The 19,591-nt window shown below is 62.4% G+C and carries 17 protein-coding genes; 8 read left to right on the top strand and 9 right to left on the bottom strand.

From position 1 onward, the window contains the following. Window positions 1–18 precede the first annotated feature (18 nt). From EV686_RS02675 to nirK, 3 genes are all read right to left on the bottom strand, one after another. The gene (locus EV686_RS02675; RefSeq protein ID WP_341539324.1) at window positions 19–1,056 is read right to left on the bottom strand and encodes a Bug family tripartite tricarboxylate transporter substrate binding protein; all 1,038 of its coding nucleotides are present in this window, start codon (window positions 1,054–1,056) and stop codon (window positions 19–21) included. 234 nt (window positions 1,057–1,290) lie between these two features. Continuing rightward, the gene (locus EV686_RS02670) at window positions 1,291–1,857 is read right to left on the bottom strand and encodes an antibiotic biosynthesis monooxygenase (protein ID WP_132473204.1); all 567 of its coding nucleotides are present in this window, start codon (window positions 1,855–1,857) and stop codon (window positions 1,291–1,293) included. 290 nt (window positions 1,858–2,147) lie between these two features. Then, a complete protein-coding gene (nirK, locus tag EV686_RS02665; protein WP_132473202.1) occupies window positions 2,148–3,296 on the bottom strand; it encodes a copper-containing nitrite reductase in 1,149 nt (382 codons plus the stop codon). Between the two features lie 265 nt (window positions 3,297–3,561). Here nirK and EV686_RS02660 point away from each other — a divergent pair, with 265 nt between their 5' ends. Beyond that, complete coding sequence (locus EV686_RS02660; RefSeq protein ID WP_132473200.1) at window positions 3,562–4,308, top strand: Crp/Fnr family transcriptional regulator; 747 nt, start codon at window positions 3,562–3,564, stop codon at window positions 4,306–4,308. A gap of 81 nt (window positions 4,309–4,389) precedes the next feature. On the opposite strand, the gene EV686_RS02655 is transcribed toward EV686_RS02660, so the two are convergent. Next, window positions 4,390–5,274 (bottom strand): formylglycine-generating enzyme family protein, encoded by an 885-nt coding sequence (locus EV686_RS02655; RefSeq protein WP_132473198.1) that lies wholly within the window; start codon window positions 5,272–5,274, stop codon window positions 4,390–4,392. Window positions 5,275–5,431: 157 nt separating this feature from the next. Next, a complete protein-coding gene (locus EV686_RS02650) occupies window positions 5,432–6,817 on the bottom strand; it encodes an L-serine ammonia-lyase (RefSeq protein ID WP_132473196.1) in 1,386 nt (461 codons plus the stop codon). 177 nt (window positions 6,818–6,994) lie between these two features. On the opposite strand from EV686_RS02650, the gene EV686_RS02645 reads away from it, so the two are divergent. After that, a complete protein-coding gene (locus EV686_RS02645; RefSeq protein ID WP_243650712.1) occupies window positions 6,995–7,918 on the top strand; it encodes a LysR family transcriptional regulator in 924 nt (307 codons plus the stop codon). A 1-nt stretch (window position 7,919) separates the two neighbouring features. On the opposite strand, the gene lipA is transcribed toward EV686_RS02645, so the two are convergent. Continuing rightward, window positions 7,920–8,927: a lipoyl synthase gene (gene lipA, locus EV686_RS02640; RefSeq protein ID WP_132473153.1), complete on the bottom strand. Its 1,008-nt coding sequence runs from the start codon at window positions 8,925–8,927 to the stop codon at window positions 7,920–7,922. Between the two features lie 243 nt (window positions 8,928–9,170). Here lipA and lptG point away from each other — a divergent pair, with 243 nt between their 5' ends. From lptG to EV686_RS02615, 5 genes are all read left to right on the top strand, one after another. Then, window positions 9,171–10,349: an LPS export ABC transporter permease LptG gene (lptG, locus tag EV686_RS02635; protein ID WP_132473151.1), complete on the top strand. Its 1,179-nt coding sequence runs from the start codon at window positions 9,171–9,173 to the stop codon at window positions 10,347–10,349. A gap of 15 nt (window positions 10,350–10,364) precedes the next feature. Then, a complete protein-coding gene (locus EV686_RS02630; protein WP_132473149.1) occupies window positions 10,365–11,183 on the top strand; it encodes a symmetrical bis(5'-nucleosyl)-tetraphosphatase in 819 nt (272 codons plus the stop codon). Window positions 11,184–11,443: 260 nt separating this feature from the next. Next, window positions 11,444–12,118, top strand: coding sequence for a CsgG/HfaB family protein (locus EV686_RS02625; RefSeq protein WP_132473147.1), 675 nt, complete (start codon window positions 11,444–11,446; stop codon window positions 12,116–12,118). Window positions 12,119–12,134: 16 nt separating this feature from the next. Beyond that, entirely contained in the window at window positions 12,135–12,569 is a 435-nt protein-coding gene (locus EV686_RS02620) for a DUF4810 domain-containing protein (protein ID WP_132473145.1), read from the top strand. Window positions 12,570–12,571: 2 nt separating this feature from the next. Next, window positions 12,572–13,219: a DUF799 domain-containing protein gene (locus tag EV686_RS02615; RefSeq protein ID WP_132473143.1), complete on the top strand. Its 648-nt coding sequence runs from the start codon at window positions 12,572–12,574 to the stop codon at window positions 13,217–13,219. A gap of 97 nt (window positions 13,220–13,316) precedes the next feature. On the opposite strand, the gene EV686_RS02610 is transcribed toward EV686_RS02615, so the two are convergent. From EV686_RS02610 to metH, 3 genes are all read right to left on the bottom strand, one after another. Beyond that, window positions 13,317–14,309: a TRAP transporter substrate-binding protein gene (locus EV686_RS02610; protein ID WP_132473141.1), complete on the bottom strand. Its 993-nt coding sequence runs from the start codon at window positions 14,307–14,309 to the stop codon at window positions 13,317–13,319. Between the two features lie 117 nt (window positions 14,310–14,426). Continuing rightward, window positions 14,427–15,338, bottom strand: a complete 912-nt coding sequence (locus tag EV686_RS02605; RefSeq protein ID WP_132473139.1) for a helix-turn-helix transcriptional regulator — start codon at window positions 15,336–15,338, stop codon at window positions 14,427–14,429. Window positions 15,339–15,397: 59 nt separating this feature from the next. Continuing rightward, the gene (metH, locus tag EV686_RS02600; RefSeq protein ID WP_132473137.1) at window positions 15,398–19,177 is read right to left on the bottom strand and encodes a methionine synthase; all 3,780 of its coding nucleotides are present in this window, start codon (window positions 19,175–19,177) and stop codon (window positions 15,398–15,400) included. Between the two features lie 252 nt (window positions 19,178–19,429). Here metH and EV686_RS18520 point away from each other — a divergent pair, with 252 nt between their 5' ends. After that, window positions 19,430–19,567, top strand: a complete 138-nt coding sequence (locus EV686_RS18520) for a hypothetical protein (protein WP_165972471.1) — start codon at window positions 19,430–19,432, stop codon at window positions 19,565–19,567. Window positions 19,568–19,591: the final 24 nt, after the last annotated feature.

The following is a 19,591-nucleotide window of genomic DNA, read 5'->3' as shown; positions in this document are numbered from 1 at the left end:
TCCAGCAAATGGGAGATATTAATTGACGCTGATGTTGCCGTCCTGGATAACTTTTTCCCAGAGGCGGATTTCTTCCGTTAGACGCTGCTTGGAGCCCGGCACATCCAGCGGATTGGCATAAACGCCCTGCTCCAGCATGCGGTCCTTCACTGCCTGCGGCGTCATGGCCTTGACCAGCGCCGCATTGAGCTGCTGCACGATTTCCGGCGGCGTGCCTGCCGGAGCCATCACGCCGAACAGCGAACTGACGTTGAATCCGGTCAGGCCTTGCTCTTTGGCCGTCGGCACGTCGGGAATCTGCGAAACCCGCTCATCCGTCAGCACCGCCAGCGGACGCAACTGTCCGGACTTGATGAAGCCGATGGAAGCCGGCAGGGTTTCCGTCATGAGTTCGATCTGGCCGCCAACCAGGTCCGTCATGGCGGGGCCGCTGCCGCGGTACGCCACATGCACGATATCCACGCCGGCGATCTGCTTGAACAGCTCCATTGCCATGCGCTGCGGCGCTCCTGGCCCCGAAGAGGCGAAGTTCAGCTTGCCGGGATTGGCCTTGGCGTATTTCACGAGATCGTCGAGAGAATGCACATCCAGCTTGGGATTGACAACGGCCACCAGCGGCACGGAGCCGACGATGCCTACCGGCGTCAGATCATTTTCCAGGCTGTAGTTCAGCTTGCCCTTTTCCAGGGTCGCCATGACGGAGTGGGACGTCAATGCGCCCATCAGCAAGGTATAGCCGTCCGGCTGCGCCCTGGCGACTTCAGCCGCGCCGATATTGCCGCCGGCGCCGCCGCGGTTCTCGATGACGATGGTCTGGCCGATGGCTTCGCCAAGCTCCTGCCCCACGATACGCCCGATCACATCGGTCGCGCCGCCGGGAGGATAAGGAATGATCAGGCGGATGGGCTTGTCGGGATAGGCCGCATGGGCGGCCGGCATGAACCCTGCACAAGCGGCGGCGGCAGCCAGGACCAGCCCGGTGCCCCTCCTGGCGAATTTACCGAGAAAAGCGCCTGTGGCGCGCCGCATGCAGGATTGAGATTGTCTGTTTGCCATGGTTTTGTCCCTTGAATAATTTGTTTTTGCCGCCAGGCCGCGAGATGGCGCGCAGGCCAGCGTCGCGGCGCGGGGGGCTTTCCCGAGCACAACTTAAACGAGAGGCTCATCATGGCAAACATGAATTCCCGGAGGGGAAAATAATTTTTTCTTCACTCGAAAAAATTTGGTGTTTCCCAACCCGGAAGCCGGAATATCCACCGGGGAGCCGGCGCGGACGACCGGCGCACGGACTCAGCTCCGTCTGGCGGCGGGCGGATACAGCCATTTGCGCAACAGTCTGTTCACGAAAGGGGCTCCCACGTAGATCATCAGCGGAACCTGCACCATGGTCACCATCATGACCCGGAACGGCAGAGGCAGGGAAGGAAACATGGCCAGCGTCGCCGTGTTCAGGCACAGGGATGCCGGATAGACGAACGTCCAGATCGATACGGAGCGTTTCCACCGCGGCGGCAGGGCCACGGCATCCTGCCTGCCGAAGATCAGTTCCATGCCTGTCAAGTGCCGGCTTTCGCTTTCCTGCACCAGCATTTCGCCATGCTCCAGCCACATGCGCCGGGACAGGGACCGCTCCCAACGCCCCATGCTGTCCTCGTCCGCGAATCGCAACACGATCTGGAACGTGCGTCCCTGCGCCGAAGGCGCCAGCACGCCCGCTCCCAGGAACCCCGGAAACCCTGCGACCAGGAGCACGCCTTTGCGCATCCAGGCCTGAAACTCCGCATGGCGCTCCGGCGCCACCTTGCGCGTCACAACCAATGTGACGGGAATGCTCGTCGTACCGCCTGCCTGTTCCATGATCCTGCCTTTCCGATGGGTGAGGCGCCGCCGCCATGGCTCCTCTCTCATTCATGGATAAAGCAAAGCGCATGCCAGGCCAAAACCAAGGGTATTCCCCTATGCCACACAAGACGGCGCACCGGGATGGGCGTCCACGACGGGACAATGCACCGTAATGGTGCGCCAGAGCCGGACCACGCCGCCCGCGCCGCATCGGCATGCGGGAAAACAATGGCGAAAAGAGAAGGCCGGCAACCCTGAGGTTGCCGGCCCTTCCTATGCCGCTTGTGCCGCTATCTGCCCAGTTATCAGCCCTTGATCGGGCCCGGAGCGGAAACCTGTGTCATCAGGTCGTGGTCCCAGTCGCCTTCGACGACTACGTGGCCGGCCGCACCCAGTTCGAATGCCTCGATCAGGTTGTGGTTGACGTAGGCGTACACGCCAGGCTGCTTGAAGGTGTAGATGGCAGCAGCCGATGCTCCGCCCGGGATGAACCAGGTTTCGATATCGCGCAGCGGCGTGTTCGAGAACTTGCCCAAGGGCCAGAACCAGTCTGCGTGGCCGCCGATCAGGTGCGGACGCGTATCGCGGTTGCACTGTCCATGAACGAACAGCACGGTTTCGCCAACCTTGGCCTTCAGGGCGCCTTCGCCGGTCAGCGCGCCGACCTTGCCGTTGAACACCACATGCGAGGGAATCAGGCCGCGCATGGCTTCGCGGGTATCGCCGTAGCTTTCGGCCAGGCTGCCGTACTTCTTGTACTTGCCGTTTTCATCCTTGGGAATGTACAGGTCATGCTCGCCGATCGTGTAAATGCGATCATAGTGCAGTACATTGCCGTAGGCGTCTTTCAGGCCGCCTTCCGGCAGGACCAGCAGCGTGCCGTTCATACCTGTGACGACGTGCCAGGGCACCATGCCTTCCGGCGCGCAGTGATAGATGAAGGCGCCGGCGCGATCGGCCTTGAAACGCAGCGTTACCTGTTCGCCCGGGTTGACGTTGGTCAGCTTGGCACCGCCCAGCGCGCCCGTGGAACCGTGGAAGTCGACGTTGTGCGGCATAACGTTGCTGGCCGGATTGACCAGCGTCAGCTCGACATAGTCGTTCTGATTGACGACCATGGTCGGGCCGGGCATCGAGCCATTGAACGTCATGGCCCAGAGCGTAGTGCCTTCGCCGTCGATGACCATTTCCTTTTCTTCGATGACCATGCGGAACTCGACGACTTTGGGGCCGCCCTTGGAAATCTGCTCATGCTCGTGCACGAAAGGAGGCGCCACCAGATCGACCTTGACGCGCGGCAGCTTGTCGATCTGCTCGGGAGTGTAGGAAGTGGTGGGAGGAGGCGTCAGGCCGGACGAGGATGTGCCCTTGGCTGCAGCCGGAGCCGCCGCCACTGCCAGCGAACCTGATACAGCGCCAATACCTGCAGTTTTCAAAAATGAACGACGTTCCATGATGAGGCTCCGTTTTATTGTGGGGTAATGAATGCTTTTCCTCCTGCGGACGCCCGGTGACTTTGCTGTCCGGATTTCCTCAAGAGTTCTTCATGGCTCTATTGGACCTCGAAACAAGCGATGCCTCTTTGCTGCAGAACAAACTTGCATGCAATAAGTAGGGGATTCTACGTACCGGATGCACTTTTCCGCCTGCTCGCCGCAGAACCTATCCCATGACGCTCGCATGGTAAACTCGGCGGAAACCTGTCCTTACGGATCTGCAATGCCTGCCAAGACACTGCATCACTCGCTGCTCAAGCCTCTTGATCTGTTCCGCTCGCTGTCGGACGCCGAACTGGACCAGGCCCTTGAACATGCGCAGACGCACCGGCTCCTGCCCGGGGATCACGCATTCAAGCAAGGCGAGTCCGCCTCCCGCTTCTTCGTGCTGCTGCACGGCCACCTGAAGGTCGTGCAGAACACCCCTGATGGCGAGCAAATCATCGTCCGCTACGTGAATCCGGGCGATATCTTCGGCATTGCCAAGGCCATGCGCCGCCCAGACTACCCCGCGTCCGTATATGCCGTCAAGGAAAGCATCGCCCTGAGCTGGCCCTCCTCGGAATGGGAGCGGCTGCTGGGCAGCAACCCCGCGTTCGCCGCGAATACGCTGCAAACCGTCGGCCAGCGCCTGCAGGACGCGCACACTCGCATCCAGGAATTGTCCACCGAAGAGGTCGAACAGCGCATAGCGCGCGCCCTGCTGCGCCTGATCGACCAGTCGGGCAGCAAAACTCCCGAGGGAGTGGTCATCGACTTCCCCATCACGCGCCAGGACATTGCCGAGATGACCGGCACGACCCTGCATACTGTCAGCCGGCTGCTCAGCAACTGGAAGGACCGCGGCCTGGTGCAGAGCCAGCGCAAGCGCATCGTGGTCTGCTCGGTGGATGAACTGATCCGCCTGGCGGAAAAAAGCTCGGGCGCGCCGGCGACCGCCGGCGCGGCCAAGGAAAACCTCAAGGCCTGACCCGGCGCAGCCCGGCAAGAGGCCGGAATCGACGAGAGCGCAGCGGTTCACCGCTGCGCTCTTTGCTTTGGGAGGCCCTGGCTACGACAGGCCCAGGCGCTGGAACAGGTTGCCCCCCGCCTGCGGCGCCCTGGACTGGCCGGACTCATCCAGGACCAGCCGTATGCCCAGATTATTGGGAGGAATGCCGACCGAGCACGCGCCGCTGGTCGGATCGCGGATGAAGTCGATGATGTATCCGATATGCTTGCCGGCCAGCACGCGTATGCCGCAGTTTTCGCTTGTCATGACGGGAGCCACGCCCTCTTCACCCACGGCATATGTCGTGAAGCATGTGTCTGTCCAGTCCCAGACGTTGCCGCCAATGTCCTGCAGGCCGGTCGAGGTGACGCCAAAGGTCCCGAACGGCTTGGGCGTGCTGTCCGTGGACGCGCGGGCCGATTCGATCTCGTATTCCGCGATCCAGCGCAGGGCGGGGTTGCTGGCGTCGGCGATATCGATGACGCTGATGTCCTCGAACGCGGCTCCCGCGGCATGCGCCCACTCGACGTAGGTGGGAAGACGGTAGTGCCGGCCCGTCTTGCCCGAATACCACTTGGCATAGGCGGTGGCGTCGACCCAACTGACGCCCACCACGGGCTTGTCCGGATCGGTATTGTCGCGATAATCCTTGTCCAGCGCCTTGCAGCCGCCATCTGCCACGCATTCGGCGTATTCCGCCTGGCTCACCTGGCGGCGCATGATGGAAAATTCTCTTTCCACGCGGGCATTTTCCATCGGGGCCGCCACGACCATCTGGCCTATCAGGAACTGGCCGGACATGCGGATGCTGCGTTCTCCCGCCGGGATGCTGGCAAGGCGGTCGTCCTGCGCGGTCGCGGCGACCTCTTGCTTCTCATTGGAGCAGCCCGCCAGCAGGCCGACGGCGGCGAGCGAAACAAGCAGACAACGTATGTGGCGGCGCATGGCGATATCCTGTGGCAAAGGAGGCGGCACACGGCAGCCATGGGCGGCGGCCTGTGCCTTTTCTTCTTATTGCCATTTCACTCCGGAAGGAGATATACGTCTTTGCGCCAACGCAAACTGCATTATTATTCCTTCCGCCTCCGGGCAGCGGAGAGCGTCAGCACTCCACGATGTTCACCGCCAGGCCGCCGCGCGCGGTTTCCTTGTACTTCGTCATCATGTCGGCGCCGGTCTCCCGCATGGTCTTGATCACCTTGTCCAGGCTGACATGATGCGTGCCGTCGCCATACAGGGCCATGCGCGCCGCGTTGATGGCCTTGACCGAAGCGATGGCATTGCGCTCGATACAGGGGATCTGCACCAGTCCGCCGACCGGATCGCAGGTCAGGCCCAAATGATGCTCCATGCCGATTTCCGCTGCGTTTTCCACTTGTTCGGGCGTCCCGCCCAGCACGGCGCACAATGCGCCCGCCGCCATGGAACAGGCAACGCCCACCTCTCCCTGGCAGCCGACCTCGGCGCCGCTGATGGAAGCGTTTTTCTTGTAGAGGATACCGATGGCGCCCGCCGTCAGCAGGAAGTCCACTACACCCTTGCGATTAGCGTCCGCAATGGCATGGGTGTAGTAATGCAGCACGGCCGGGATGATGCCCGCCGCGCCGTTGGTGGGCGCCGTCACCACGCGCCCGCCCGCCGCATTCTCCTCGTTGACGGCCAGGGCCCACAGGTTCACCCAGTCCAGCACGTGCAGCGGATCCGACGGATGGCGTTCGAACGTTCCCAGCCGGCGCGCCAGCTCCGCCGCCCGGCGGCGCACCTTGAATCCGCCCGGCAGGACGCCTTCGGTACGGCAGCCGCGCGCCACGCAGGCCTGCATCACGTCCCAGATGGCCAGCAGGCCGCTGTCGATTTCCTCGTCCGTACGCCAATGCCGCTCATTGACCCGCATCACATCGGCAATGCTCATGCCGTGCTCGCGCGTCAACTGCAGCAATTGCTCCCCGTTATGGAATGTATGCGGCAGGATCGTGGGATCCGGCGCAATGACTTTCTGCCTGGAGCCGTCCGCGGCCACTTCCTCTGTGACGATGAACCCGCCCCCGACCGAGTAGTAGGTAACTTCGTGCACCAGATCGCCGGCCTCATTGAACGCCTGGCAGCGCATGCCATTGGCATGAAACGGCAGCGCCCTGCGGAAGAAGCGGACATCCTTGGTTTCATCGAAGGGAATCCGCTTGATGCCATGCAGGAGCAGGCTGCGGTTTTCGCGGATATCGGCCAGTATGGCAGGCACCTGGTCCACATCCACCGTATCGGGCGCATGGCCGCACAGGCCCAGCAATACCGCCTTGTCGCTGCCGTGGCCCTTGCCCGTCGCCCCCAGGGAGCCGTGCAGATCCACTTGCACCCGACAGACCTCGGGCAGGAAGCCATGATTGTGCAATACCCGTGCAAAACGCCGCGCCGCACGCATGGGACCGACGGTATGCGAACTGGACGGACCAATGCCCACCTTGAATAGATCGAACACACTGATCGCCATGGATTATCCTCCTGCCGTCATCCGGGCGGCCGGGCCATGATGGGCCGCTGGCGCGCTTGTAAGAATTGCGGACTGTCTCGTGTCCGTATTCATTCATATTAGGAATGCCGTATCATTATGTCTACTGACATTTAATTAACTTATTCATTAGAATATTTTACGATTCAGGATCTGGCGATGCCCTCGAAGCCTGTGCTGGACATCACTCGGCTGATGACGCTGCGCGCCCTGGCGCACAGCGGCACGATGGCCGCCGCGGCCGAGACATTGCACCTGACGCCTTCCGCCGTTTCGCAGCAGTTGTCCCAGTTGGAACGCGAAGCCGGCATGGCATTGACGGAGCGGCGCGGCCGGGGCGTCACGCTGACGCCAGCCGGCAATATGCTGGTCGCGCATACCGAGCGCATCATGCACGTGCTGGAAGACGCCAAGTCAGACCTGGCGCAATTGCGCAACGACATCGCGGGCGAGGTGCGTGTGGCGGCGTTTTCCTCGGTCGCCGTCAGCCTGCTGCCGGACACGGTGCGCGCGCTGCGCGCGGCATTTCCCCGGCTGCAGGTCGTCATCGAGGAAAAAGAGCCGCAGGAAAGCCTGACGGCGCTGAATGCGTGGCTGATCGATATCGCCCTGATCGACGACCTGGCCGTAGCGCTGGACGATGCCAAAGCCCGCTACGACCTGCTGCCGCTGGCCGTGGACGCGCTGCATGTCCTCCTGCCCGAAAACCATGCTCTGGCTGGCCGCGCATCCCTGGCGCTTGCAGACCTGCGCAACGAACAGTGGGCGCTGGACTCGACTTCCAGCTCATTCGGACACTTCATCACGACACTGTGCCAGCGCGCGGGCTTCACCCCCTATATCAATGCCCACTGCGCCGGCTTCGAGATGGTGGCGGCCATGGTGGCCTCCGGCTGCTCGATTTCGGTCGTTTCCGGCCTGCGCCTGGCGGGCAGGCGAGTGCCTGGCGTGGTCGCCGTGCGGCTGGAGCCCGAAGTCCGGCGCAGGATCATGCTTGCCTACCGCAAGGGAGGGCAGCATCATCCGGCCATTCAGGCATTCGTGCGGGAGGCGATGAAGATCGCCGGCTCGGCCCTGGGGTGAATCAGGCGCTTTCCGCCAGCCCGGCGGAGTGAGCCTGCTGGTCCGCATGGTAGGAGGACCTGACCATGGCGCCGACCGCCGCATGGCTGAAGCCCATGGCATAGGCCTCGCGCTCAAGCATGGCGAAGACGTCAGGATGCGCATAGCGCAGCACCGGCAGGTGGTGCTCGGACGGCTGCAGGTACTGCCCGATGGTCAGCATGTCAACCTTGTGCTCGCGCAGGTCGCGCATGACCTGCAGGATCTCCTCGTCAGTCTCGCCCAGGCCCAGCATGAGTCCGGATTTGGTCGGCACCTGCGGGTGCTTGGCCTTGAACTCGGACAGCAGCCTGAGGGAATGCCCGTAATCGGATCCCGGACGCGCCTGCTTGTACAGGCGGGGCACGGTTTCCAGGTTGTGGTTCATGACGTCGGGAGGGCCGCCGTCGAAAATGCTCAGGGCGCGATCCAGGCGGCCGCGGAAATCGGGCACCAGGACTTCGATCTGGGTGGACGGGGACAGTTCGCGCACCTGGCGGATGCACTCCACGAAGTGGCCCGCGCCGCCGTCGCGCAGGTCGTCGCGATCCACCGAAGTGATGACGACATAGCGCAGCTTCATGGCGGCGATGGTGCGCGCCAGGTTGACGGGTTCGTCTACGTCGAGGGGATCGGGCCGGCCGTGGCCGACATCACAGAACGGGCAGCGGCGCGTGCATTTGTCGCCCATGATCATGAACGTTGCCGTGCCGCGGCCGAAGCATTCGCCGATGTTCGGGCACGAAGCTTCTTCACAGACCGTGTGCAGCTTGTGCTCACGCAGGATCTGCTTGATTTCGGTGAAGCGCGAATTGGGCGCCGCCGCCTTGACGCGGATCCACTCGGGCTTTTTCAGGCGCTCGGCCTGGATGACCTTGACGGGAATGCGCGCCGTCTTGGCCTCGGCCTTCTGCTTCTGGGTGGGATCATAGGGAGCGGGCCGCACCGTGGGCTTGCGCACGGGGGTTTGCTGGTCGACAGGGCTCGTCATGCGGTTTCCTGGCCCGCGGGAGTCAGGGCGGGCTGCTGAAATAAGTCCATGCCCGCAACATAGCGGGCGAAAGGTCCATTCTAGCGCGGCCCGTCCACAGCCGTCTAATGGCCGCACCGCCGCAGGGGCTTTACCGCCACACTTCCTCCAGGCGGTTCCCGCAGGCCTGCGTCTCAGTTTTGTTATGCTTGTCCTTTCGCGCCAACCGCGCACCGGCTTGCCGGTCCCTATTACAGAATCCCTATGCGTACCGCTCGCCGCTATCTTGCCAAGGAAATCTACCGCTCCAGCGCCATCGTCCTGATCGCGCTGCTCGGTCTGTTCACCTTCTTCACCCTGATAGAAGAGCTGGACAATGTCGGCTCGCAGCTCTCCCTGCTGAACCTGTTGTACCTGCAGTTGCTGTCCCTGCCCACGCGCCTCTACGAACTGCTGCCCATCGGCATGCTGATCGGCACCATTCTGGCCCTGGCCGGCCTTGCCCAGCGGCATGAGCTGGTCATCCTGCGGGTGTCCGGCGTCAGCGGCATCCGGCTGCTGCTCACGCTCTGGGTGATCACCATCCCCATGATGCTGTTCGCCTACGTGCTGTCCGAAGTCGTGACGCCCGCGGCGGAGCTGCGCGCCAGCGAGGCCAGCCTGCAGCTCCTGGGCCGCGCCGGCGGCGGCAGGCTGAACAGCGGCTATTGGTTCAAGGAAAACGACGGCAACGGCAATACCCGGATCATCAACATCTCCAGCCTGCAATCCAGCGGAGGGGTCAGCGGCATTACGCTGTACGAGTTCGGCGAAGGCCAGGAAATGCATTCGTTTTCCACCGCACGCCAGGGGCGCTTCACCGACGGCAAGCTGATCCTCGAGGAAGTGGCCGAAACCCGCATCACGATCCGGCCCGGCTCCGACCTGTCCCAGGCGCGCTCCCCCGACGAGCCGCTGACGAAGCTGCACAGCATGCCGCAGCGCTCGCTGAACACCACGCTGACGCCCGAGCGCCTGATCGCCAGGGTGCTGAATCCCGAACTCATGGCCATACCGGATTTGCTGGACTATATCGGCTATCTGAAGAGCAACCATCTGCAGACGGACCTGCAGATGGTGGCGCTGTGGCGCAAGATCGCCTACCCGTTCACGCTGCTGGTCATGATGACCATCGCCGCCCCCATTTCCTTCATGCAGACGCGGCGCGGCGGCGTCGGCAGCAAGGTATTCATAGGGATACTGCTGGGCGTGGGCTCGTTCATGCTGAACCAGTTGGCCCTGAACATCGGCATGCTGGGCAAGTGGGCGCCCTGGTTCACCGCGCTGGCGCCCAGCCTGGGCGCCCTTGCCCTGGCGCTGACCGCCCTGCTGCTGATGGAAAACCAGCACCGCGTGCGCCGATTCCTGCTTTCCCATGCCGTGTGGCAACGATCGGGGACCTGAGCCAGAGTTCTGCACATGACTGACAAGACTTCCCCTCCCATCTGGGCCATTGGCGACGTCCAGGGCTGCAGCGACGCCCTGCGCCGCCTGCTGTCGCATACAGAAATCCGCAAGGATCGCGACGCCCGGTTCTGGTTCGCGGGCGACATCATCAACCGCGGCCCCGATTCGCTGGGCGCCCTGCGCCAGGTCATGTCGCTGGGAGACCGCGCCGTCACCATCCTGGGCAACCACGACCTTCACCTGCTGGGCGTATCCACGGGCGTGCGCAAGAAATCCAAATCCGATACGCTGGACGATATCCTGGATGCGCCGGACGCGGCCGAGTTGCTCGACTGGCTGCGCCGCCAGCCGATGGCGCATCTGGAGCATGGGCACCTGCTGGTTCATGCCGGACTGGCCCCCCAGTGGGACGTCCCGCTTGCCATGGCCCAGGCCCGGGAGCTGGAATCCATGCTGCGCGCGCCGGACTGGCGTGAGTCGCTGTCGCGCCTGTTCGGCAATGAGCCGGCGCGCTGGTCTCCTGACCTGAAGGGCGACGACAGGCGCCGCTTCTCCATCAATGCCATGACCCGCATGCGCATGTGCCGTCCCGACGGCACGCTGAATTTTTCCCACAAGGGCAGCCCCACGGACGACCCCGGCGAATTGGTGCCCTGGTTCGAGGTACCCGGCCGCAAGGCGACGGGCGTCACCATCGTCTTCGGCCATTGGTCGACGCTGGGCCTGATGCTGCGCCCCAACCTGATCGCCCTGGATACCGGCTGCGTCTGGGGCAGGAAGCTGACGGCCGTCCGCCTGCACGACCGCGCCGTGGTCCAGGTGGACGCCTGAGGGCTGGCTCTCTTCTCCACTCTTCAGTATTTTTCTGACCGTAGAGAGAGTTATCCTTTTCCAAATTGGGGGAATTCCCCTCTGCAGCCAGCTCCGTCGAACCGGCATGCAACATTCACTCCTAACCATGTCAGCGACGGCCTTGAGTCACTATTGGATCTTCGTATTTCAAAATATGAATACTTGATACAATAAATCACTAATTCTAGTTGAATCTATCGAAACCGCGCTGTATGGCCATAAGCCATTGGGAGAGAAAAATGCATCGTAGTGTGGTCAAAACCACTGTCATTCTGGGTATCTGCGCCATTGTCGCAGGATGCGCGACCGAAAGCGTACGAACAGTCGAAGTACCCACTACAGCGGCAGCGCGTACGGCCTATCAGGGTGAGCGCAGCCCGATCTCGGTCGGAAAATTCGATAACCGCACCAATTACCTGCGCGGTGTCTTTTCCGACGGTGTCGACCGCCTGGGCGGACAAGCCAAGACCATTCTGATCAGCCATTTGCAACAGACTGGGCGCTTCTCCGTCATGGATCGTGACAACCTGACCGAAATCGCCCAGGAAGCCCAGTTCAACAAGCAGGCCAGCCAGATCAAGGGCGCGCGCTATGTCGTTACCGGCGACGTTACGGCGTTCGGCCGCAAGGTGACTGGAGATCGCCAGTTGTTCGGTATTCTGGGCCGTGGCAAGGAACAGGTCGCTTATGCAAAAGTAGATCTGAATGTCGTCGATGTCGCCACATCTGAAGTCGTCTATTCCGCCGCAGGCGCGGGCGAATACGCATTGTCCAATCGCGAAATCGTGGGCTTTGGCGGAACATCGGGCTACGACTCTACGCTCAACGGCAAAGTGTTGGATCTTGCGATCCGCGAGGCTGTCGACAATTTGGTTGCGGGCATAGAAAAAGGCGCCTGGAAGCCTTCCAAGTAAGTCGGAGGGCATGGCAATGTCAACACAATCATGCTTCGCCGCCTTGCGGCACACCTTCGCCCATTCCAGCCGAGTGCTGGGCATATTGGCCCTGGCAGGCGGGCTCAGCGCCTGCGCACAAAACCAGACCCTGTACGCGTGGGGTAGCTATCAGCCCATGGTTTATTCCTATCTCAAGGATGAGGGCGCAGACTATGCGGCGCAGGCACAGGCCATGGAAGAAAACCTGGAAGCTGCCCGTGCGTCGAGCAAGACCTTGCCTCCGGGGTTCCGGGCGCACCTGGGACTGCTGTATCTGAAAACAGGCGAAGGCGCCAAGGCCGCCGAAATGTGGCAAGGAGAGAAACTTGCATTCCCCGAGTCGGGATCATTCATGAACTTCCTGATGCGCCATATCAGTGATGGCCAGACTCAGGCACAACAATCAACGGATGAGGACCAGAAGGGATAAATATGCAACGCATTCTTTCTTACATCGGCAGCCTGACTCTATTGGTCTGGCTGACGGGCTGCGTCACAACCGACGCAAATCTGGACTACACAGCGTTCCGCGAAAGCAAGCCTGCTTCGATCTTGGTTCTGCCGCCACTGAATTCCTCCATAGAAGTCGAGGCTACAACCGCCGTGCTAGCGCAATCCACGCTGCCGCTGGCTGAATCAGGCTATTACGTCGTCCCAGTGGCCCTGATGGACGAAACCTTCAGGCAAAACGGACTGACAGAACCCGAAGACATACACCAGTTGCCACTCAACAAGCTCAGGGAGATCTTCGGCGCCGACAGCGCGCTGTACATTACAGTGACCGAATACGGCTCCCAGTACGCCGTGCTGGCCAGCACGATTACCGTCGCAGCTGACGCCTCTCTGATCGATCTGCGTACTGGAACCACCCTGTGGTCCGGCCAGAAAAAAGTGGCACAGTCCAGTGGCGGAGGCAGCCTGCTTGGCATGCTGGTTCAGGCTGTAGTCGACCAGGTCGTCAACACCCTATCGGACCGCAGCTACCAGGTCGCAGGCGTGACGACCCAGATGCTGCTTGGTGCCGGCCAGCCGGGTGGAATTCTGTACGGGCCGCGTTCACCACACTACGAAACGCAGTAACTCCTTTGCCTCGGGCCTTTCTGCCCACGCTTGAGACTGCGCTCAAGTGCGGGCATACGGAAGATTATCAAGGCCCTAGGCAGCAGCGCTTCAGCACTCAACTGCCCGTCTTCAACAAGCAGGCGGCATCCTGGTCTGTCAGCTTGTTCTCTTCCATCCATGCCTTGGTTTCATCGGCGCCCGCTTTCTTCAGCGCGGCCATGATCTCGGGGGACGGCGTTGTATTGAGGGTCATCTTGTTGGCACGCATGCGCTCGTAATTGGCTTCGATGCGCTGCTCGACGCCCGCCCACGAGGCCTCGGAGACCTTTTTGGCAGCGCTCGCCAAAACAGACTGCTGCTCCTGGCTCAGGCCATCCCAGGCTTTGTTGTTGATGATGGTGTAGCTGAGCGGAATCGAATAGCTGACCGCCGTAAAGTTGGGCAGATGATCCCACAGACTGCGGCCCGCCCCCCCGTCACCGGAGGTCAGCACCGCGTTCACTTCGTCGGCGGCAAGCTTTTCCGCCAGGGCGGAATACGGCAGTTGCACGCTTTGTGCGCCCAGCCGCTCGAATACCGATTTGCTGGTTGCATCGTAGGTCCGGATCTTCAAGGCCTTGACATCGGCTTCGGCGGCCAGGGGCTTGACCGACCAGATTCCCGAAGGCGGCCAGGGCGTGACATAGAGCAGGCGCGCATCCAGCGCCTTCACACGCTCTTCCAGCGCCGGCCTGGCGCACTCATACAGCGCCCTGGCCTGCGCAAAATCCTTGGCGGCGAACGGCAGCGACGACAGCAGGAACAGCGAATCCTTGTTTCCCAGCACGCCGCCAAACAGTGTGCCCATCTGGGTCTTGTCCTGGCTGATGGCGTCGATCTGGTCTCCTCCCTTGTAGGGATTGGCTTTTTCCTGCAGGGTTTCTATCTTGAGATCGCCACCCGACTGAGCCCGCACTTCTTCCGCGAATTGCAGATCGGCCGCCGCGGTAATCGAGGTGGCGGGGTATTCGTTGATCAGTTGCAGCGTGGTCTGCGCCCATGCCTGCGGCACAGCGGCCGAGAACAGGATGGAACTGGCGACTGCGCAATAATGTCGGCTGATTTTCATGCTGGCTTCCCCCATGGTTTTTGAAAACTAGGTACATCACGTTTTCTTTTACCACCCCTGCACTCGGCCGGGCGCGGGTGAAAACCCGTACAAACCATCATCAATACGCTGCGGATCTTATGACGCGTAGGCCTGCAAAGCATCCGGCAGCAGCATGACCAACTTGCAGTCGGGGCGCGTGGACAGGCGGAAGGTGAACTGCTGATACGTCAGCAGCGAACCGCCGTCCCGGCTGCGGAACCGGCGCTCGCCGCCTTCGCGCTCCACCACGGCCTGCCGCGTCCACCAGTAGGCGAACACCTGGCTTTCCTGCAGTAGCGCATCCAGCACGGACCTGACGTCGGGCTCGTCGATGTGCGGTCCCGCATCCGCGCGGAATTCCGCCGTGACGCGGCTGGCCCTGGCCTCCCAGTCGACGACGAGATCGCGCGCCACCGGATCCAGGAATATGTAGCGCAGCAAGTTCGGCAATGGGGCTTCCTGCCCCCCATCGTTTTCGGCCACGGCGGCGGATAGCGCGAGCGGCCCGGCATGAGCCGTCTCGTGCGCGGTCTTCGTGTCGGAGCGCCGGGGCCAGCCGCGAAACAAGGTCACGAATGCCTGGTTGCAGGCCATGACGTTCCAGCAGCGGTCCAAGATATAGGCGGGCGTGGCGATGGCATGCACGCAGTCAGCCAGCCCCTCCGGCAGAGGGTCGACCGCCACGCGCATGGCGTCGGGGTCCGCGGTCTCCGCCAGATCGAACAGGTAGTGGCGCTCGGCGCGCGACAGCCGCAAGATATCGGCAAGCCGCGCCCACACGGCCGGCGATACGGAAATGTCCCGCCCCTGCTCGATCCAGGTGTACCAGGTGGCGCTGATGTCGCACAGCTGCGCCAGCTCTTCGCGGCGCAGTCCCGGCGTGCGGCGGCGCACGCCTGCAGGAAGGCCGACATCCAGCGGGGATATCCGCGCCCTGGCGGTGCGCAGGAACTCGCCCAGCGCCTTGCGCCGGGCGGTGCCGCTAGTGTCGCTGGATCCCTGGGGCATGCGGGTTCACCTTTTCCACTCTCCGTCGGCCGCCGGCAGGCGCTCAGGGCCGGTTAGCACTAACCCAGCACGCCGACGAGCGTGCGCCGCACATCGCTTTCGTCGCGGCCGCTGCGCTGCACATAGTCGGCCAACTGGTCTGCGCCGATATTGCCTACATTGAAATACTGCGAGCCGGGGTGGCTGAAATAGAAGCCCGAGACGCTGGAGGCCGGATACATGGCATAGCCCTCGGTCAGCTCCATGCCGATCTCCTCGCACTCCATAATGCGGAACATGTCTTGCTTGACGACGTGTTCGGGGCAGGCGGGATAGCCGGGCGCGGGGCGTATGCCCTGGTATTTTTCGGCGATCAGGGCCTCGTTGTCCAGCGCCTCGTCCGGCACGTAGCCCCACAGGTCGCGGCGCACGCGAGCATGCAGGCACTCGGCGAAACCTTCGGCGAAGCGGTCGGCCAGGGCCTTCAGCATGAGGCTGGAGTAGTCGTCGCCGGCGGCCTCGAAGCGCTCGATATGCTTTTCTATGCCCAGGCCGCCCGTGACCGCGAACATGCCGATGTAGTCCATGACGCCGGAATCGCGCGGCGCGATAAAGTCCGACAGGCATTTGTTGTCGACACCCTCGCGCTTGACGCCCTGCTGGCGCACGCCCCGCCAGGTGAACAGGACTTCGGAGCGGGTTTCGTCGCGATAGACCTCGATATCGTCGTCGTTGACGGTATTGGCCGGGTAGAAGGCGACGACGCCATTGGCTGTCAGCCAGCGTCCTTCGATGATCTTCTTCAGCATGGCCTGGCCCTCGGCATACAGCTCGCGGGCCTGCTCGCCCACCACCTTGTCGTCGAGGATGGCGGGAAACTGGCCGAACAGGCTCCATGTCTGGAAGAACGGCGTCCAGTCCATGAACGTGGCGATATCGGCCAGATCATAGTTCTTGAAGGTGCGGCGCCCGAGAAACTTGGGGCGCGGCGGCGTGTAGCTGCTCCAGTCGATGGCCGGCTTGCCGGCGCGCGCCTCCGCGAGGCTGACCAGCGGCGTGGCCTTGCGGTTGGCATGGCGCGTGCGCACCTGCTCGTATTCCTGGGCGATGCCGTCGAGGTATTCTTGCGCCTGGTCGGATACCAGGCTGGTGGCCACGCCGACGGAACGGCTGGCGTCCGGCACGTAGATGACCGGGCCTTCGTAGTTGGGCGCGATCTTGACGGCCGTATGCACACGGCTGGTGGTGGCCCCGCCGATCAGCAGCGGCATGCGGCGCGAGCGGAAATATTCGTCGCGCTGCATTTCGGACGCAACATAGGCCATCTCCTCGAGGCTGGGCGTGATCAGGCCCGACAAGCCCACCATGTCGCAGTTTTCTTCCTTGGCCTTGGCCAGGATTTCCGCGCACGGCACCATGACGCCCATGTTCACGACTTCGAAGTTGTTGCACTGGAGCACGACGGACACAATGTTCTTGCCGATGTCGTGCACGTCGCCCTTGACGGTGGCGATGACGATCTTGCCCTTGGCGCGCACGTCGCCGCCAGCGGCCTCGATCTGGCGCTTTTCCTCTTCGATGAAGGGGATCAGATGGGCGACGGCCTGCTTCATGACGCGCGCGGATTTCACCACCTGCGGCAGGAACATCTTGCCCGCGCCGAACAGGTCGCCGACGACGTTCATGCCGTCCATCAGCGGCCCTTCGATGACCTGGATGGGCCGTCCGCCGGCCTCGGCGATCTTCTGGCGGACTTCTTCGGTATCTTCGACGATGAAGGTGGTGATGCCGTGCACCAGGGCGTGCGACAGCCGCTTTTCGACGGGCTGGTCGCGCCAGGCCAGGTCTTCTTCTTTCTTGGCGCCGGAGCCGCGCACGGACTCGGCCAGCTCCACCAGGCGCTCGGTCGGCGTGCGTTCGTCGGCCGGATCGGTCCTGCCGACCGGCGGGTCGCGGTTCAGCACGACGTCTTCGATGCAGTCGCGCAGGTGCTTGTCGATATCGTCGTACACGCCCAGCTGTCCGGCGTTGACGATGCCCATGGTCATGCCGGCGCGGATGGCATAGTACAGGAATACAGCGTGGATGGCCTCGCGCATGGGCTCGTTGCCGCGGAACGAGAAGCTGACGTTCGATACGCCCCCGGAGATCCGGGCATGCGGCAGGTTTTCCGTGATCCAGCGCGTGCCTTCGATGAAGTCCACGGCGTAGTTGTTGTGCTCTTCGATGCCGGTGGCGATGGCGAACACGTTGGGATCGAAGATGATATCTTCCGGCGGGAAGCCCACTTCGTCGACCAGCAGGTCGTAGGCGCGCTTGCAGATGTCGATGCGGCGCTGCAGGTTGTCGGCCTGGCCCCGTTCGTCAAAGGCCATGACGACGGCGGCCGCTCCATACTTGCGGCACAGGCGCGCATGCTCCAGGAAGGGCTCGATGCCCTCTTTCATGGAGATGGAGTTGACCACCGCCTTGCCCTGCACGCATTGCAGGCCCGCTTCGATGACTTCCCACTTGGAGCTGTCGATCATGATGGGCACGCGGGCGATGTCGGGCTCGGACGCCACCATGTTCAGGAAGCGCCGCATGCAGGCCACCGAGTCCAGCATGGCTTCGTCCATGTTGATGTCGATGATCTGGGCGCCGTTTTCCACCTGCTGGCGCGCGACGGTCAGCGCCTCGTCGTATTTTTCCTCGCGGATCAGGCGCAGGAACATCTTGCTGCCGGTGACGTTGGCGCGTTCGCCGACGTTGACGTACAGGGATTCGCTGTCGATGTTGAGTGCTTCGAGACCGGAGAGCCTGGTCTTGACCGGTAGTTGGGGAACTTCGCGCGGGATCAGGCCCTGGACTTTTTCGGCAATGGCTCGGATGTGGTCCGGCGTGGTGCCGCAGCAGCCGCCCGCCATATTGACGAGGCCGGCCTGGGCGAACTCCTGCAACAGCGCAGAGGTGTCCGCGGGGGTTTCATCGAACCCGGTCTCGGCCATGGGGTTGGGCAGGCCGGCATTGGGGTAGACGCACAGGTAGGTGTCGCAGATCTTGGCTAGCTCCGCGACATAGGGGCGCATGAGCGCGGCGCCGAGGGCGCAGTTCAGGCCGATGGTGAGAGGGCGCGCGTGGCGCACGGAGTTCCAGAAGGCTTCAACGGTCTGGCCGGACAGGATGCGGCCGGAAGCGTCGGTGACGGTGCCCGAGATCATGACGGGCAGGCGCACGCCGCGTTCTTCGAAGACGGTTTCGACGGCGAAGATGGCGGCCTTTGCGTTCAGGGTGTCGAAGATGGTTTCGATCAGGACAATGTCGATGCCGCCGTCGAGCAGGCCGTTGAGCTGTTCGGTATAGGCTTGGCGCAGCTCTTCGAATGTGACGTTGCGGGCGGCGGGGTCGTTGACGTCGGGCGAGATGGAGGCTGTCTTGGGCTGGGGTCCCAGGGCGCCCGCGACGAATCTTGGTTTTTCGGTGGTGCTATAGGCGTCACAGGCGATGCGGGCGAGCCTGGCGGACTCGAGGTTGAGCTCGTAGGCCAGTTCGGGCAAGCCGTAGTCGCCCTGGGCGATGGAGGTGGCGCCGAAGGTGTTGGTTTCGATGACGTCGGCGCCGGCCTCGAGGTAGGCGCGGTGGATGGCATCGATGATGTCGGGCCTGACGAGGGACAGGAGTTCGTTGTTGCCTTTGACGTCTTTGCGGTGGTCGGCGAATCGCTGTCCGCGGAAGTCCTGTTCGGTGAGCTTGTACTGCTGGATCATGGTGCCCATGGCACCATCCAGGATGAGGATGCGTTCGCGCTCGCTCAGCAGGCGGGCGAATTCGGCGCCTTGCGTATAGGCGGAAATCGGGTAGGGGAGTGTTGGGTAGGCCATGGGGAAGGATTGTAGCGCTGCAATGTCCAAGTTCAACGCGAAACGGGCAAGGACTGAGCAACGCTTGGCTTCACAATCTCCCGCTGCGGGCTGCCGCCGGGCTCCCTGCCAAGAAAGAAGTAATGTGCGAGATGCTGACACAACACAAGCGCTAACCCAGCAAAGACTTGACATAATATAAAAAACTGTTATTATTCATGGTGATAGCAGCAGCGCACGGTGCACTGCCGCATTTGCTTTGGGAGTAAAGCCATGACAACACCTAAACGGATCGCCTTCAAGGACATTGCAGCCGCGCCTCTCAATTGGAAAGCCCCGAGTTCAACTGCCCAGGAAACCGATCACACCGATAACAAGGATACGCAGGAAGAACACGACTCCAAGAAGTAAGCTTTCCTGGTTGTTAAATGGTTG

Origin of the sequence: Paracandidimonas soli (genome assembly GCF_004342005.1) — a bacterium.
Taxonomy (GTDB): domain Bacteria; phylum Pseudomonadota; class Gammaproteobacteria; order Burkholderiales; family Burkholderiaceae_B; genus Paracandidimonas; species Paracandidimonas soli.
Note: the sequence above shows the minus strand (reverse complement) of the source record. Positions and strands in the feature narration are given on the sequence as shown.

Excerpts from the sequence above, each read along its gene's own strand:
- EV686_RS02675 (WP_341539324.1), bottom strand. The coding sequence starts at position 1,056 with ATGGCAAACAGACAATCTCAATCCTGCATGCGGCGCGCCACAGGCGCT.
- EV686_RS02670 (WP_132473204.1), bottom strand. The coding sequence starts at position 1,857 with ATGGAACAGGCAGGCGGTACGACGAGCATTCCCGTCACATTGGTTGTG.
- nirK (WP_132473202.1), bottom strand. The coding sequence starts at position 3,296 with ATGGAACGTCGTTCATTTTTGAAAACTGCAGGTATTGGCGCTGTATCA.
- EV686_RS02660 (WP_132473200.1), top strand. The coding sequence starts at position 3,562 with ATGCCTGCCAAGACACTGCATCACTCGCTGCTCAAGCCTCTTGATCTG.
- EV686_RS02655 (WP_132473198.1), bottom strand. The coding sequence starts at position 5,274 with ATGCGCCGCCACATACGTTGTCTGCTTGTTTCGCTCGCCGCCGTCGGC.
- EV686_RS02650 (WP_132473196.1), bottom strand. The coding sequence starts at position 6,817 with ATGGCGATCAGTGTGTTCGATCTATTCAAGGTGGGCATTGGTCCGTCC.
- EV686_RS02645 (WP_243650712.1), top strand. The coding sequence starts at position 6,995 with ATGCCCTCGAAGCCTGTGCTGGACATCACTCGGCTGATGACGCTGCGC.
- lipA (WP_132473153.1), bottom strand. The coding sequence starts at position 8,927 with ATGACGAGCCCTGTCGACCAGCAAACCCCCGTGCGCAAGCCCACGGTG.
- lptG (WP_132473151.1), top strand. The coding sequence starts at position 9,171 with ATGCGTACCGCTCGCCGCTATCTTGCCAAGGAAATCTACCGCTCCAGC.
- EV686_RS02630 (WP_132473149.1), top strand. The coding sequence starts at position 10,365 with ATGACTGACAAGACTTCCCCTCCCATCTGGGCCATTGGCGACGTCCAG.
- EV686_RS02625 (WP_132473147.1), top strand. The coding sequence starts at position 11,444 with ATGCATCGTAGTGTGGTCAAAACCACTGTCATTCTGGGTATCTGCGCC.
- EV686_RS02620 (WP_132473145.1), top strand. The coding sequence starts at position 12,135 with ATGTCAACACAATCATGCTTCGCCGCCTTGCGGCACACCTTCGCCCAT.
- EV686_RS02615 (WP_132473143.1), top strand. The coding sequence starts at position 12,572 with ATGCAACGCATTCTTTCTTACATCGGCAGCCTGACTCTATTGGTCTGG.
- EV686_RS02610 (WP_132473141.1), bottom strand. The coding sequence starts at position 14,309 with ATGAAAATCAGCCGACATTATTGCGCAGTCGCCAGTTCCATCCTGTTC.
- EV686_RS02605 (WP_132473139.1), bottom strand. The coding sequence starts at position 15,338 with ATGCCCCAGGGATCCAGCGACACTAGCGGCACCGCCCGGCGCAAGGCG.
- metH (WP_132473137.1), bottom strand. The coding sequence starts at position 19,177 with ATGGCCTACCCAACACTCCCCTACCCGATTTCCGCCTATACGCAAGGC.
- EV686_RS18520 (WP_165972471.1), top strand. The coding sequence starts at position 19,430 with ATGACAACACCTAAACGGATCGCCTTCAAGGACATTGCAGCCGCGCCT.